The 14,401-nt window shown below is 64.8% G+C and carries 12 protein-coding genes; 4 read left to right on the top strand and 8 right to left on the bottom strand.

Translation table 11 applies throughout. The annotated features are described in order from the left end of the window. The first annotated feature begins 12 nt into the window (after nt 1–12). The 3 genes from CGLY_RS15970 to CGLY_RS15960 all read left to right on the top strand — a co-directional run bounded on the left by CGLY_RS15970 (nt 13) and on the right by CGLY_RS15960 (nt 3,374). Entirely contained in the window at nt 13–1,152 is a 1,140-nt protein-coding gene (locus CGLY_RS15970) for an acetyl-CoA C-acyltransferase (RefSeq protein ID WP_038550632.1), read from the top strand. An 18-nt stretch (nt 1,153–1,170) separates the two neighbouring features. Continuing rightward, nucleotides 1,171–1,809: a TetR/AcrR family transcriptional regulator gene (locus CGLY_RS15965; protein WP_162472414.1), complete on the top strand. Its 639-nt coding sequence runs from the start codon at nt 1,171–1,173 to the stop codon at nt 1,807–1,809. A gap of 194 nt (nt 1,810–2,003) precedes the next feature. Continuing rightward, entirely contained in the window at nt 2,004–3,374 is a 1,371-nt protein-coding gene (locus CGLY_RS15960; RefSeq protein WP_081803983.1) for a lipase family protein, read from the top strand. Between the two features lie 9 nt (nt 3,375–3,383). Here CGLY_RS15960 and CGLY_RS15955 read toward each other — a convergent pair whose 3' ends face one another. Then, nucleotides 3,384–5,690 (bottom strand): heavy metal translocating P-type ATPase, encoded by a 2,307-nt coding sequence (locus CGLY_RS15955; RefSeq protein WP_038550631.1) that lies wholly within the window; start codon nt 5,688–5,690, stop codon nt 3,384–3,386. A 3-nt stretch (nt 5,691–5,693) separates the two neighbouring features. Then, nucleotides 5,694–5,903 (bottom strand): heavy-metal-associated domain-containing protein, encoded by a 210-nt coding sequence (locus CGLY_RS15950; RefSeq protein ID WP_038550630.1) that lies wholly within the window; start codon nt 5,901–5,903, stop codon nt 5,694–5,696. A 359-nt stretch (nt 5,904–6,262) separates the two neighbouring features. Here CGLY_RS15950 and CGLY_RS15945 point away from each other — a divergent pair, with 359 nt between their 5' ends. Further along, complete coding sequence (locus CGLY_RS15945) at nt 6,263–7,276, top strand: alkene reductase (protein WP_052541056.1); 1,014 nt, start codon at nt 6,263–6,265, stop codon at nt 7,274–7,276. Between the two features lie 24 nt (nt 7,277–7,300). Here the strand turns inward: CGLY_RS15945 and CGLY_RS15940 are convergent, their stop codons facing one another. The 6 genes from CGLY_RS15940 to CGLY_RS15915 form a co-directional block, all read right to left on the bottom strand. Further along, nucleotides 7,301–7,666 carry a DUF5655 domain-containing protein gene (locus CGLY_RS15940; protein WP_038550629.1) on the bottom strand — a complete coding sequence of 122 codons (366 nt, stop codon included), beginning with the start codon at nt 7,664–7,666 and terminating at the stop codon, nt 7,301–7,303. 451 nt (nt 7,667–8,117) lie between these two features. Further along, nucleotides 8,118–8,597 carry a transposase gene (locus tag CGLY_RS15935; protein ID WP_052540471.1) on the bottom strand — a complete coding sequence of 160 codons (480 nt, stop codon included), beginning with the start codon at nt 8,595–8,597 and terminating at the stop codon, nt 8,118–8,120. 115 nt (nt 8,598–8,712) lie between these two features. Beyond that, nucleotides 8,713–11,115 (bottom strand): hypothetical protein, encoded by a 2,403-nt coding sequence (locus tag CGLY_RS15930; protein WP_144313716.1) that lies wholly within the window; start codon nt 11,113–11,115, stop codon nt 8,713–8,715. Between the two features lie 136 nt (nt 11,116–11,251). Next, nucleotides 11,252–11,434, bottom strand: coding sequence for a hypothetical protein (locus tag CGLY_RS15925; RefSeq protein ID WP_038550625.1), 183 nt, complete (start codon nt 11,432–11,434; stop codon nt 11,252–11,254). Nucleotides 11,435–12,161: 727 nt separating this feature from the next. Beyond that, complete coding sequence (locus CGLY_RS15920; RefSeq protein ID WP_038550623.1) at nt 12,162–12,920, bottom strand: decaprenylphospho-beta-D-erythro-pentofuranosid-2-ulose 2-reductase; 759 nt, start codon at nt 12,918–12,920, stop codon at nt 12,162–12,164. A 25-nt stretch (nt 12,921–12,945) separates the two neighbouring features. Beyond that, nucleotides 12,946–14,361: an FAD-binding oxidoreductase gene (locus tag CGLY_RS15915; RefSeq protein ID WP_038550622.1), complete on the bottom strand. Its 1,416-nt coding sequence runs from the start codon at nt 14,359–14,361 to the stop codon at nt 12,946–12,948. Between the last annotated feature and the right edge of the window lie 40 nt (nt 14,362–14,401).

The following is a 14,401-nucleotide window of genomic DNA, read 5'->3' as shown; positions in this document are numbered from 1 at the left end:
GAACTGAGCAGCATGAGAGAAGCAGTGGTGGTTTCCACCGCACGCACCCCTATCGGCCGTGCCTACAAGGGTGCCTTCAGTGACACCCAGGGTCAGGAGCTCGCCGGACATGCGATCGCCGCCGCCGTAGAGAGGGCTGGTCTCGACCCGTCAGACGTGGAGGAGGTCATCCTCGGCTGCGCCATGCAGGAGGGGTCCACGGGCTACAATGTCGCACGTCAGTCAGCCCTGCGCGCCGGGTTACCCGTCTCAGTACCGGGAATGACCGTTGACCGGCAGTGCGCGTCCGGCCTGATGGCCGTGGCGACGGCGGCGAAGGAGATCATGGTCGACGGCCTGCAGATCGCCGTCGGCGGGGGCGTCGAGTCGATCAGTCTCGTCCAGAACGACCACCGCAACACCTACCGCGCCGTCGATCCGTGGCTGAAGGAGAACGGGCACGACGTCTACATCCCGATGCTGGAGACCGCGGAGAACGTGGCGGAGCGTTTCTCCGTCTCGCGGCAGGTGCAAGACGAGTACGCCCTGGAATCCCAGCGACGGACGGCCGCTGCACAGGAGGCAGGCCTGTTCGACGACGAGATCGTCCCGCTGGGAGGGCTCTCCCTTGACGAAGGAAATCGGCCGTCCACTACGGCCGAGGGACTGGCCAAGCTCAAGGCCGTGCTGCCGGACCGCCCCGGGCATGATGCCACCATCTCCGCCGGCAACGCCTCCCAGCTCTCGGACGGCGCGGCGGCCGTCGTCCTCATGGAGAAGGACGAGGCCACACGCCGTGGACTGGAGCCCCTGGGCACCTACCGCGGTATCGCCGTGGCCGGGTGTGAGCCGGACGAGATGGGGATCGGGCCGATTTTCGCGGTGCCGAAGTTGCTGCAGCAGCACGGTCTCAGCGTCGATGACATCGACCTGTGGGAGCTCAACGAGGCTTTTGCCTCGCAGGCCGTGTACTGCCGTGACCAGTTGGGTATCGACCCGGAGAAGTACAACGTCAACGGTGGCGCCATCGCCATCGGCCACCCCTACGGCATGAGTGGTGCCCGCATGGTCGGCCACGTGCTACGCGAAGGACGACGGCGTGGGGCCCGGTACGTGGTCGTCACGATGTGCATCGGCGGCGGAATGGGAGCAGCCGGGCTGTTCGAACTGTGACTGTATAGACTGGAGCGCATGACAGTGGACTCCTTCGGCGTCGATATGACAGCCCATGATCAGGCACGTCATCAGATCCTCGACGCCGCAGCCGAGGTCTTCCAGCTCAGAGGGTTCGACCGCGCCACCATCGATGACATCGCCGAGGAGATCGGCGCGACGAAAGGGCGCGTCTACTACTACTACCGCTCGAAATTCGACATCTACCTCGCCGTGTATGAGGAGGGGATGAAGAACGTCCGGCGTGTGGTGGAACCGTTCTCCACAGGTACCGGCACCGGAGCAGAGCGGCTCACCGCCATGAGTGAGGCGCACCTGGTTAACCTCATGCAGAACCTCGGGTACCACAATGCCATTCACCAGGGCGTTCCCGGTCAGCGTTTCGCTGCCCTGAAAGAGCGTCAACGTGAGGTGCTTGCGACGATCAACGGGCTCCGCGAGGACTACGAGGCGATGTACCGCCAGGTGCTCGAGGACGGTATCACTGACTCCAGTATCCGTGAGGGGGACCGTCGTCTGATGACCCGGGTCCTGCTGAGCAGTTTGAACAGCACGGCGATGTGGTTCCGGCCCCGCGGCGGGCAGGACGAGGCGGAGATCCGGACGCTCGCCCTTCAGATCGTGTCGCAGGTGATCGGCGGCATCGAGAACCGCTGACATTCTTCTGAAAACACATAGTTTTCATCGCCGATAATCCCGGTCCCCATAATGGTGATCGGGCTTTCTTCATCTAAACGACCAGGTCACGGACTTTCGTTCGAGGTGATGCCACGCGCGAAAGTAAGACGTCCCCACTGTCGTGTCGGGCTGACGCTACGGTGTCGTCAACTGACTGACGACCCGGAGGCGGAATGCGGGACACGAAGCGAAAAGTATGGGCGACTCTCCTCGTCCTGGCACTCGGCGGCGGTGCGGCACCCGCCTGTGCGAGGACGGCCGACGACCCGCCGGGAGAGACGACACAGACCGCGCCCGTCACCGCCCCGGCAGAGATCCCCACGGTGCAGGACGATGCGTCCTTCTTCGCACTTCCGGACGGCGGCGGGGACGATGATCTGCGGCGTCTCGCTCCCGGCGCACCACTGAAACAGCGCACCATCCCGGCAGCGATCGAGGAGTTCGACGCCCCGGTGCAGGCCACCCAGGTGCAGTACCGCACCACGGACACCCTCGGGGAGCCCTCGGTGGCCGTGACCAGCGTCATTCACCCTCCGTCCTCCGTCGAGCCGTCCGGAAACACGGTGATGTACGCGAGCTTCTACGATTCCATGCGCCCCGAGGACGGCCCGTCCCGCGTCCTGTCGGGGAACGTCACCGAAGGTGGCGCCGTAGTCCTGGCGGAACTCGCCTTCATCGCACCGCTGCTCGCCGCCGGTCATACCGTGGTCATGCCCGATATCCAGGGTGAGGGGGAGATCTTCGCTGCCGGTCCGGAGTACGGGCAGATTATCCTCGACGGTCTCCGTGCGTCTCACCGCACCCCCGGAGCCGATGTCCCGTCCGACGCCCCCACCGCCCTTGTCGGCTACTCGGGCGGGTCCATCGGTGCAGGCTGGGCGTCGATCCTCGCGGAGGAGTACGCCCCGGACGTCGCCGACAGCATTGTCGGGGTTGCCCAGGGCGGCACTATGGTGCGGCCCGAGCACAACCTCGTCTACGCGGGGGAGGGCAGCGGCTGGTCCGGCGTTGTCGGCATGGCGATGGTGGGGCTGGCGCGTGCGTACGGGGTGGACCTGGACCCCTATCTCACCGACATCGGTCGGCAGGTCTTCGCCGACATGGACCGTGTCGCCATCGGTGACGCCTCCGATTCCTACGACCATCTGCGGTGGGACGAGATCATTCGCCCGGAGTACCCGGATCCGGACTCCATCCCGGAGGTACGTCACCTTCTGGACGACACGAACATGGGCTTGCGTGCTACCCCGCCCTACCCTCAGCTGTTGGTACAGGCCGGAGGCGGTGAGGCGGAGAACACGCCACCGCATCCGGAGCTCGGCGACGGTGACGGGGTGATGCTGCTCGGTGACACCCGTGCCCTCGCCCGGCAGTACTGCGCGGACGGGACGGATGTGGACTACCGGGAGATTCCGACGGGTGGGCATACCGTGGGTGGCGCTGCATGGGCGGCGCAGATGGTGCCCTGGGTCAACGCCCGCTTCGCCGGCGACGAGCCGACGACATCCTGCGGGCAGATTCCGGAGGGCAATCCGCTGGAGTGAGTTGTCGGCTCAGCCGGCGTGGCTCGAGCGGAACCGGCGCAACCGTAGTGAGTTGGAGACCACGAACACCGAGGAGAATGCCATCGCCACACCGGCGAGCATCGGGTTGAGCAGTCCGATTGCAGCCACTGGGATCAACGCGACGTTGTAGGCGAAAGCCCAGAACAGGTTGCCGCGGATCGTGCCGAGGGTTCGCCGCGACAGGCGGATGGCGTCGGCGGCGGAGCGCAGGTCGTCGTTCATCAGGGTGATGTCGGATGCCTCGATCGCCACGTCTGTTCCAGCCCCCATCGCCAGGCCGAGTTCCGCGGCGGCGAGGGCTGCGGCGTCGTTGACGCCGTCACCGACCATGGCCACGTTCCGGCCCTCAGCCTGGAGTTTCTCGACGTGGTCGACCTTCTCGTCCGGCATGACCCCGGCGATGACGTTCTCCGGAGCGATCCCCACCTCGCTGGCGACGGTACGGGCCGCACCCTCGTTGTCGCCGGTGAGCAGCATCGGTGTCAGACCGAGTGTCTTCAGGCTGGCCACGGCGTCGGCGGACGTCGGCTTCACCGTGTCCCGTACGGTGACCACCCCGGCGGGCGTCCCGTCGATCTCGACGACGACCGGCGTACCACCGGCGTCCTGCGCCTCATCGAAGGCCTGCTGGAGGTCATCGGGCAGGTTTGCAGCGGGCCGTCCCACCGTCACGGTGGCTCCGTCGACCGTTCCGGTGACGCCCCGTCCTGCGGTGGTGGCGAAATCGGTGGCCTGTGGGACCTCGCCGCGCTGCTCGGCCTCGCGCACGATCGCCCGGGCGATCGGGTGCTCGGACCCGGCTTCCACGGCCGCGGCGGCGGAGAGTACATCGGTGGAGACGGCGGCAGCCTCAGTCACACCGCTGACCGCCATCACACCGGAGGTGACCGTGCCCGTCTTGTCCATGGCGATGGTGTCGACGCGCCGGGTGGATTCCAGCACCTCAGGACCCTTGATCAGAAGACCGAGCTGTGCACCCCGTCCCGTCCCGACCAGGAGTGCCGTCGGCGTCGCCAGGCCGAGAGCACACGGGCAGGCGATGATCAGGACGGCGACAGCCGCGGTGAATGCTGGCGCCACGCCGCCGCCGGTGGCGATGTGGACGATCAGGGTCGCCACGGCGATGAGGATGACGACGGGAACGAAGACCTGCGAGATCCGGTCCACCAGTCGCTGTACCGGGGCTTTTTTCGCCTGCGCATCCGTGACCAGCTTCGCCATCTGGGACAGGGTGCTGTCCTCACCGGTGCGGGTCACGCGGACGAGCAGGCGTCCCGAGGTGTTGATGGTCGCGCCGGTGACGGTGGAACCATCGGTGACCTCGACGGGCACCGATTCTCCGGTGAGCATCGACTCGTCTACGGCGGAGTTGCCGTCAGCGACAACGCCGTCGGCCGCGATCTTCTCGCCCGGCCGCACCACGATCATCTCGTCGACCTGCAGTTCCTTGATAGGAACGCGGATTTCAGCGCCGTCGCGCAGTACCGTGGCGTCCTTCGCCCCCATATTCAGCAGTGTGCGCAGCGCCTCGGAGGAGCGTCCCTTCGCCCGGGTCTCGAACCAGCGTCCCAGCAGCAGGAAGGTGATCACCACCGCGGCGGTCTCGAGGTAGATCTCGTCCATCGTGGAGTGCGACGGCAGCAGGTGCATCTCCATGGTCATCCCGGGCATGCCGGCGTTACCGAGGAACAGCGCCCAGAGGGACCACACGTAGGCGGCGGTCGTCCCCATGCTGACCAGGGTGTCCATGGTGAAGGAACCGTGACGCAGGTTCGCCAGCGTGGCACGGTGGAACGGTGCGCCACCCCAGAAATAGACCGGGGTAACGGCGGTGAGGACGGCCCACTGCCAGTTGTCGAACTGCAGCGCCGGGATCATGCTCACCAGGACCACAGGGACAGTGATCAGCGCGGAGATGATCGTGCGCTTCTTCAGGTCGGCGGCCTCGCTGTCACGGGCGGCGTCGACGCGGGACTGGCCGTTGTCCGGGGTGTCGGTTCCGGCACTGTGGTGCTGCGCGTCGTCATCTGCGTCATCGGCGTCATCGGCCATGGTGAAGGCGTCGTATCCGGCGCCGCGGACCGTGTCGATGAGGATGTCGGTGTCGGCCTTGCCGGGGTCGTATGTGACGGCGGCGGACTCGGTGGCGAAGTTGACGGTGGCCTCCACGCCGTCGAGCTTGTTGAGCTTGCGTTCCACTCGTCCTGAACAGGAGGTACAGGTCATGCCGGTGACCCCGAGGTCGAGGTGGATCACATCGACGGGGTCAGCCGGTCCGACAGGCGTGGTGGTCATGGCTTACGCCCTCACGCTGTAACCGGCTTCGGTGACGGCGTCGGCGACGGCGTCGTCCTGCACGTCTTCACCGGTGACGGTGACCCGGCCGGTGGCGAGTTCCGCCTCGACGGAAGTGACGCCGACGATTTCGCCGATCTCTTCTTCGACGGAGGCCTTGCAGTGTCCGCAGGTCATGCCGTCGACAGTGTAGTTCTTGGTGATGGTGGCCATGGTGTTCTCCTTTGCCTTACGGTCGCGTACGTCGCCGACTTTATACCCCCATGGGGTATCTCGCAAGGGTGTGGAGGTACCGGCCGAGGACGTGGCAGACCTGACAGCGGCATGGCACGGGTAACGGGCGGTTTCGACCTGGTTACCGACCGGTACCCCTGCCATGTAACCAGTACCTCTGCCATAGCCACACTGAGACCGGGAGAACCGTGCTGATCCCGTGACGCTGGGCGGGGATGGGGAATAGCATCCGGCCGGTCACGGTTGTCCCGTACGTGACTACGACAACCACGACAACAACCACCTCCCTCTTCGATCCGCTGGACGCCGGCACGCTCCACCTGAACAACCGGGTGACCATGGCCGCGCTGACCCGTCAGCGGGCGGAGGAGGACGGCGTCCCTAACGACCTGCACATCGAGTACTACCGGCAGCGCGCCTCAGCTGGCTTGGTGCTGACGGAAGGTACCTTCCCTGCGTTCAGTAACCGTTCGTTCCCGGGGCAGGCCGGTATCGCCAACGACGAGCAACAGGCTGGCTGGGGGCAGGTCGCCGATGCGGTTCACGCCGAGGGCGGCACGCTGGTCATGCAGATCATGCACGGCGGCCGCACGTCCCACCCCGATCTGCTGCGCGGCGGCGAGCCGGAGGCGCCGAGCGCGATCGGCACCGGCGGTCCGGTCCGTGGTTTCTCCGGGAAACTCGACGGTGTGGTGCCGAGGGCACTGGAGACCGACGAGATCCCACGGATCATCCGGGAGTTCGTGGACGGAGCGCGCCGGGCAATTGACGCCGGCGTCGACGCCGTGGAGATCCACGGTGCGAACGGTTACCTGCTGCACGAGTTCACCGCGGCGTCCTCCAATCACCGCGACGATGTCTACGGTGGTTCCCCGGAGAACCGGGCGCGACTGACCGTCGAGGTCGTGCGGGCGGTCGCGGAGGAGATTGGCTCGGGACGCACCGCGTTGCGCATCTCGCCGGAGCACGGTGTACAGGGTGTTCCGGAGGACGACCGGGAGGACGTCCTGGCCACCTACGGTGCCCTGATCGACGGCATCAACGATCTCGACATGGCGTACCTGTCGGTGTTGCACGCCGATATCGACGGCGACCTGGTCGCGGCCCTGCGGGAGCGCTTCACCGGGGCGTTCCTGCTCAACAGTGGTTTCGGCCACGTCACCGAGCTGGACGAGGCACGCCACATCGTGGAGGACGACCTGGCGGACGCCGCCGTGGTCGGCCGCCAGCTCATCGCCAATCCCGACCTGGTCCGTCGCTGGCAGGACGGTCTGGAACTGAATACGCCGGACTCGTCGACGTTCTACGTCGGCGGGGCCCACGGGTACACGGACTACCCCTTCGCGGAGTAGGTCCGGGGCCCGGTTCAGGTCAGGTCACTGACCTGCGAAGTCGTATCCGGCGCGGATGAGGTCGGCGAGCCAGTCGCTGCGGGCGGCGGCCTCCGTCTTCACCACGACGTGGTGGTTCCACTGGTTCGTGCTGACCTGGGATACCTCATGGAAGTGGGGGTCGTCGACCCGGTGGTCCAGGGTTACGTTGATGTAGAGGGTGCCGTCCGACGTCTTCTCATAGGCCCAGAGCCAGAGGAACTTCCGGTTCACCGAGAAGCTCACCTGCGCCTTGGCCTCCCGGTTCACCGGCCCGAGACCTCCGGTGAAGGCGGCGATGCCGTCGAAGAACGCCTGGGTGGTGGGTTTGGCGGAGAAGTCGCCGGTCATCTTACTGGTTGACGAGGTCATGGGGTTGTCCGTGGCGTCGACATGCGACCAGGGTACTGCGGGATGACCGCGGCCATCGGGAGCAGTCGGGGATCATCCCTCCCCATTTCATACAACGGGGCGTAGTTGGTCCTGCTGCTCCGCGCGGCGGGTACTTTCGCACGAGATCGGGGGAGCCCGCCGCCAGCGACGCTGACGACGGCCCCGCCGTTATAGGGGCAAGCTCCTGCCCACAGAACCCTCCGGCCGCTCGGGCTTGATCGTGACATGTCCTACCTGATCACCAGGCTGTGAGATCGTCGTGGGGATTCCTCTACCTCGCAGGTAGCTGCGGTTTCTGCGCGACGAGTACGCCTTGTCGGCCAACACCCGTAACGGTGTGGTGCAGGGTCTGCCAGGTCCCGGTGTCGGTACCCGGACACGGTCAAGCACCTCGGGCATCTGTGGGGCTCGTCGCCGGCCTGTTCCGGGGTCAGCACGCACGAGACCGGGCACACCCCGGCGTCGACGGCGAGGTGGATTTTTGTTGACCAGACACCTCGGCCAAAGCCGTGGTCAGCGGGTTCATCACGGTCACGGTGGTGACTATCATGACGGGGGTCCCGGTGGCATGGACGTGCCCTCGACTGGTGGTGGAGTCCACGCTGAACTCCCACGATAGTCGACTGTTCTGGTGTACTTGCGACAGCAGTTGGGTGTGGATCTTCGACCACACACCGGTGCGTTGGTAGCAGGTGAACAGATCGTAGACCCGCCACCAGGGGCCGTAGCGTTCGGCGAGATCACGCCAGGGAATACCGGTGCGTACCTGGAACAAGATGCCGTTGACCAGGCTTCGTGGACACCAGGACCGGGGCCGGCCGAGGTGTTGCTGTGCTGGTAGTAGTGGTTTCAGGAGGTTCCACTGGTCGTCGGTGAGGTCGTGTCTGGCGCTGGCGGGTCGGGTGTGCACGCCAAGGTTTCCTTGTTCACGTTGATGATTCGACACCAACAATCGTGAACGGGGGAACCTTCTTTGTGGTGGTCAGACACACCGACGCCTAGAATAACGACTTTCGTAACACGACCTAGCGGCGCTTCCTCTTCCCACGCAGCCTCTTGGTTGGTCGGCGCGCGGACGGCGGGATGGGCCTGCCGGCGCGCCCAACGGGCTGCAGGCCCATCTCTACCACCAATCGGTCGAGACCCGGATCGGAACGCGGAGGATTCGTCAGGTAGATGAACTCGAGGAGAGCCCCTTTTGCGCTGAAGAGAAGACCATACGCTCGATCCGATTGCAGCTGGTACCCCTTGACTCGCACATACTGAGACAGTTGATCGCGGTAAGCGAGGGTGTTCCCGGTCTCCGGAGCTACTCCAATGAAAACGGTGGGATGCCCCCACATGCCCGCGAAAGATATGAGCATGTCGTGGTAGTTGCCGTCCACGGAGGTTCTCCGACAACACTCGCGGATGCCCTTCACTAGTCGTGTCTGCGTCTCACCGGCAAGGCCGAGCAGATCAGTCGTGCATCGTAACCAGCCAGGCTGACCTCGGGCAGCGATCGAATCGACGATCGGGACGATCTTCTGAGCAATATTGAAAGTTGGTTTCGCGGGGCGCGGTTCAAACTCGGGAATCTGATCGCGCAAGTACCACTCGCTTAGCGGTTGGCAGTGATCGGCAACCATAGTCCCGACTGCACTCTCGTCGCGCCGCCTTCTGCCCCGGGCCTTCACTGGAGGGACGGACACATGTTCACGCCGCACTTCGTCCGGGTCATCGTCGACGTATAGGTCTCCGTCGAGGAACAACATGAAGAGATCGAGTTCATCGGCCCCGCGGTAGAACGTGGCGACTCCACTGTCAGTCCGTCGTCGCAGATACAGAAGAAACTCACTGGGCCGATCGCAAATCTCGGCGATGACCATCAAGTCATGCAACGACGCAACCCACGGAGGCCGCCGCTCAGCGAGCAGTCCAGCAGCCTGAAGGTCTCCAATGGCGACACCGAGCGGACCGACATCGTCTAGCAAGATGATGACCGAACGCACCTCGCGGACCTGGGACAGATCGAGCCATGAGTCCGGTGCGAGCCAGACGCCTCTGTTCACTTCAATCAGCCGTTGCAGCCGTGCGGCTTGTTTGTTCGCGTCGCCGATCGTCGCCTTCAGATCCGATTCGAGTCTGCGAACATCGCCACGTCGAGACTGACTAGCGACGGACTTCGCCTTCACCTCGACAATGATCGCGACATCGTCGACCAAGAAGAGACCGTCTCCCTCGACGCGGTCCGCCACAAAGTTTACGTCGCCGCATCCGGCATCGACGTCAGCCTCGCTCCGTCCCTTCTTCGCCGCGTAGTAATGGAAACCCGAATGAAGCGCCGCGCACCCGAGAACACGTTCGAAACTTGCGATTGCAAGGCCCTCGCTTACCGACTGCCGAGCCCGCTGGTCGTAGCGCCGCATGTCGGACGAGTGTGGCGCGAGTGCTCGCTCAAGTACACGGCGGAGCGAGTCGAGCCCAGGATCATTGACTGTCGACACAAAGCCACCTACGCCGTCCGCAACGAGCGGAGTGATGAGGAACGAATTGGTGGCCGTAAGGAGATCGAAGACTCTCGTCCCCGCAGCGATCGAATCATCGAAGACTTGGGAGTACGAGTTCAGGACGGTGAGAACTCTCGCCTCGTCTAGCTGGCCAGCTTCGGCAAGTTCGTTGGCGCGGATCGTCGCACGCTCCCCAGGCAGGAACATGAGGTCGATCATTGCTTCCCGGAAACGGGCGATCACTTGTTCCGGCATCTCTTCCGGAGAGACCCCCTGGTATTCGAGCATGATGTCGCCGGTTTCATCACGGAGACTCGTCATCCGATCTGCAGAAATAGCTTTCAGCGCATTACGGACACCGACCACGTCGTCGTACCCGTAGCCCAGGTGCTGATTCATGAGTCCCTCGACCACGGGATGCTGGAAGAGACGACGCTCCTGCTCATCCCTGATGTGGTCGTACTGAAGGTTTCGAATGTTCAGCACGGCACCCTGGTACTCCGACGCAAGACGCGCCAGCACATGCTCGCTGAGATAGGCCTCATACTGCTGCCGGTATGTCGCCAGTCGCGCAAGCCGCTTGGCGCGCGCGTGCAGCTCTGCGATTTGCTCGTGCGGACGAGTCTCCTCACGGGGGACATCGCTCGGCTTCCGACTAGAGCGAGAAAGCAGCATGGCAGCCACCAACTCCACGGCCAACGCAGACCCGCCTGGCGTCGTCACTCGTGGATCGGGAACCGGGGGGAACTCACGCATCCGCATCAGCTCAATCACATCGAACGCGTCAGTCTCCGCAACAAGATCAAGCATCACGGAAGTCTCAAGCTCCACCTGCTCGCGAAGAACTGATCGCACGTCCGCGACGGACTCGCAGCCAGAGAATAGAGACAGCTCTTGCGCTGGGTCTCCGAAGTCCTCGACATCGATATCACCAAGCACTCGCGCGAACCTTGCCGAGCCCCCACTCGCTCCAGCACCGATCATGTCCGTCCCTTCCAGCTAGCCTCCGTTTGGCGGCGGTGATAAGGCCAGTCAAGCCGCACTCCGTCCTGACCATTTTGACACGGTAAGCGTGTCAAAGATCCCATGTGGTATTCCCGATTCGCCTGGCACCAGTGAAGATGGTCAGCAGGCCCGGCGCTCCGGAGCTGATGCGCAGCCCGTAGACGAACTCATTGAGCAATCCTGCTCTGCCGATCAGTTGTGGCGGCTTGGCACCGGGCGAAGGGCGGAAGGGATTCTGTGGTCGCGCAGACATGAGCTTCCTTCTGTGTACTTCAGTGTACTTGGTGTACCTCTGTGTACTTCCGGTGTCGCTCCAATCCCTTAGTCATCCTGCCGGTCGTCTGACGTTGGTCGGGAATGTTTGGCGCATACGGAACGCGGTGTCGACCTCCGGCGATTCTTTCGGCGTCGATGACGGGCTGGCGGATGAGGATGTCGAGGATCCTCCAGTCAGCGGAAACCCAGGGCGGGGTTTCAGGGGAAACATTCGGCCAGTCCGACATGGGATACGTTTATGCCATGATTCGTTCTTCCTTTTCTGCCCGCGCGGTGCTACGGGGCGGACCTCGCCTGAGTGCTGGGCGAGGTGACAGTGCCCACACACCCCCGGAGAGCTGAGTCGCATCGTTCCGGGCAGGGAGGATTGAAGTCCCTGCGGCGGCGACAAGAACCGCTGTCCGCCAGTCTCTCCGTTCGGCTCACGCGCTCAACGGACGGAGGAACTCCTGGTCGGGAGGCCGAGTCCCCCCTGTTCCGCTGATCCAGTAGAGGCTGGTCATTCGGTAGCATTCCCGCCGTCCTGCACCAGCGCGAGGCCTGTAGCCCCGACAACTGGGAGCTGGCCACGGCAGAGTGGCCGGTCCGGTGGCAGACCTACTGGTCGTTGTGGTTCCTGGAAACGACCGGACCCTCTGCCACGGCACCATTGCGGTCGCTCAATGGGGAAAAGTCGGACCCCAGCAGCCACCTCCCGTAACCCCCTACAGCGGCAGCCGCCGCACGATGAACTGCGGCAGGTTCTTCAGGATCAGCATGATCGGGCGGAACAGCGGGTGGATCCAGATGACCGGCTTGCCACCGTCCACCCCCGCGGCGACGGCCTTGGCGGCGTCGGTCTTGTCCACGGTCAGTGGGGCGTCGTCCAGCGCGGCGGTCATGTTGGTGCGGACCTGGCCGGGGCGCACGGTCAGCACCTTCACCCCGGTGCCGCGCAGGGCCTCACCGAGCATCCGGTAGAAGCCGTCCACGCCGGCCTTGGTGGAGCCGTAGACGAAGTTCGAGCGACGCACCATCTCACCGGCGACGGAGGAGAACACCACAATCTGGCCGTGGCCCTGTGCCTTCATCCGGTTGGACAGCAGCACGCCGACAGAGACGGCGCCAGTGTAGTTGACCTGGGCGGCCAGCACAGCCTGCTTCTGGTCGGTCCACTGCACCTCGTTGTCGCCGAGCACACCGAAGGCGACGACAGCGAGGTCGATGTCGCCACCGGCCCAGATCTCGTCAAAGACGCCCGGGTGGGAGTCGAAGTCGGTGGCGTCGAAGCCGACGGTCTCCACGGAGGAGGCACCGGCGGATTCCATCCGGCCGACGGCGGACGAGAGGTCCTCACCCGGGCGGGCGGCCAGCACCACGCGGGCCGAGCCACGGGTCAGGAACTCCTCGACCACGGCGAGCCCCATGTCGGAGGCGCCGCCGAGCAGCAGGATGGACTGGGGTTTACCCACAGCGTTGATCATTGGAAGTGTCTCCTAAAAACAGGCTCTAGTTGAGCTCGAGGCGGCGGGACATGTCGGAGGCGAAGACACCGGTCGGGTCGATGGACCGCCGGGTCTCCAGCCACCCGGACAGGCCGGGGTACATCTTGTGGAAGTTCTCGGCGGAGGTCCGCGACTCCTTGGCCAGGTAGAGACGTCCGCCGAACTGCATGACCTGCTTGTCCAGCTTGTCCAGGAACTCACCGAGACCCGGGCGGATCGGGAAGTCCACGCACACGTTCCAGCCGGGCATCGGGTAGCTCAGCGGTGCACGGTTGCCTTCGCCGAAGAGCTTGAACACGTTGAGCGCAGAGTAGTGCCCGGACGCCTGGATGTCGCGGATGATGTCCTTGAAGGCCTCAACGGCTTCGGTCGGCACCACGAACTGGTACTGCAGGAACCCCTTGGAACCGTAGCCACGGTTCCACTCCCCGATGAGGTCGAGCGGCTGGTAGAACTGCGTGAGGTTCTTGACCTGGTTCTTCGCCGGTGCGCCCATGGTGTAGTACGCCAGGCCCACCGCCGAGAGAGTCAGCTTGTTCAAGGTGAAGGACGGGAAGATGTCCGGCACCGTCATCAGCTGGGGGGCGTTGAACTTCAGGGGGTCCGCCGCCAGTTTGGGGGCGTACTCCTTGAGCTGGTCCAGGGTGGCCAGGGAGCCGCGCGAGATCGTCGCCCGGCCCAGCTTCGGGGCGGGGGAGATGCAGTCGAACCACGCCGAGGAGTAGGTGTAGTTGACCTCGGAGCCGTCGGAGTGCGCGGCGATCGTCTCGTCGAGCGTGTCCGTGCGGTCGGTGTCCGCCAGGAAGTAGGCGGTCTCCGTCTTCGTCATCCGGATGGTGGCACGCAGGATGATGCCGGTCAGGCCCATGCCGCCCACGGTGGCCCAGAACAGGGTGCCGTCGGGGTCGTCCGCGGAGCCTTCGGGCTCCAGGTGCAGGACGCGGCCGTCGGCGACGAGCAGTTCCATGGAGACCACGTGGTCGCCGAAGGAGCCAGCGGAGTGGTGGTTCTTGCCGTGGATGTCCGGGCCGATGGCACCACCGATGGTGACCTGCCGGGTGCCGGGCAGGACGGGGACCCAGAGACCGGACGGCAGTGCAGCCTTCATCAGCTGGTCAAGGGTGACGCCGGCGTCCACGTCGACCAGCGCGGTGTCCGGGTCGATGGAGTGGATGCGGTTGAGCTGCTGCATGTCGATGACCAGACCGCCGCCGTTCATGGCGGGGTCGCCGTAGGACCGGCCCATCCCGCGGGCGATGACGCCGCGCTTGAGGTGGTCGGGCTTGTCGGCGTTGTCGTCGGCGACCTGGGCGACGGCTGCGGAGATGATGTCGACATCAGGGGTGGCGAGGACCTCGGCCGAGGTGGGCGCGGTTCGTCCCCACCCGGTGAGCGTCCGGGTGTGCGTCTTCAGTTCCATGGGGACCACCCTACCGCCGGGTGGGGCGGATTCATGTCAT

The sequence above is a fragment of the Corynebacterium glyciniphilum AJ 3170 genome (assembly GCF_000626675.1).
GTDB lineage: Bacteria > Actinomycetota > Actinomycetes > Mycobacteriales > Mycobacteriaceae > Corynebacterium > Corynebacterium glyciniphilum.
This window is presented reverse-complemented; position numbering and strand designations above follow the sequence as displayed.

Excerpts from the sequence above, each read along its gene's own strand:
- CGLY_RS15965 (WP_162472414.1), top strand. The coding sequence starts at position 1,171 with ATGACAGTGGACTCCTTCGGCGTCGATATGACAGCCCATGATCAGGCA.
- CGLY_RS15955 (WP_038550631.1), bottom strand. The coding sequence starts at position 5,690 with ATGACCACCACGCCTGTCGGACCGGCTGACCCCGTCGATGTGATCCAC.
- CGLY_RS15945 (WP_052541056.1), top strand. The coding sequence starts at position 6,263 with ATGGCCGCGCTGACCCGTCAGCGGGCGGAGGAGGACGGCGTCCCTAAC.
- CGLY_RS15915 (WP_038550622.1), bottom strand. The coding sequence starts at position 14,361 with ATGGAACTGAAGACGCACACCCGGACGCTCACCGGGTGGGGACGAACC.
- CGLY_RS15925 (WP_038550625.1), bottom strand. The coding sequence starts at position 11,434 with ATGTCTGCGCGACCACAGAATCCCTTCCGCCCTTCGCCCGGTGCCAAG.
- CGLY_RS15940 (WP_038550629.1), bottom strand. The coding sequence starts at position 7,666 with ATGACCTCGTCAACCAGTAAGATGACCGGCGACTTCTCCGCCAAACCC.
- CGLY_RS15970 (WP_038550632.1), top strand. The coding sequence starts at position 13 with ATGAGAGAAGCAGTGGTGGTTTCCACCGCACGCACCCCTATCGGCCGT.
- CGLY_RS15950 (WP_038550630.1), bottom strand. The coding sequence starts at position 5,903 with ATGGCCACCATCACCAAGAACTACACTGTCGACGGCATGACCTGCGGA.
- CGLY_RS15960 (WP_081803983.1), top strand. The coding sequence starts at position 2,004 with ATGCGGGACACGAAGCGAAAAGTATGGGCGACTCTCCTCGTCCTGGCA.
- CGLY_RS15920 (WP_038550623.1), bottom strand. The coding sequence starts at position 12,920 with ATGATCAACGCTGTGGGTAAACCCCAGTCCATCCTGCTGCTCGGCGGC.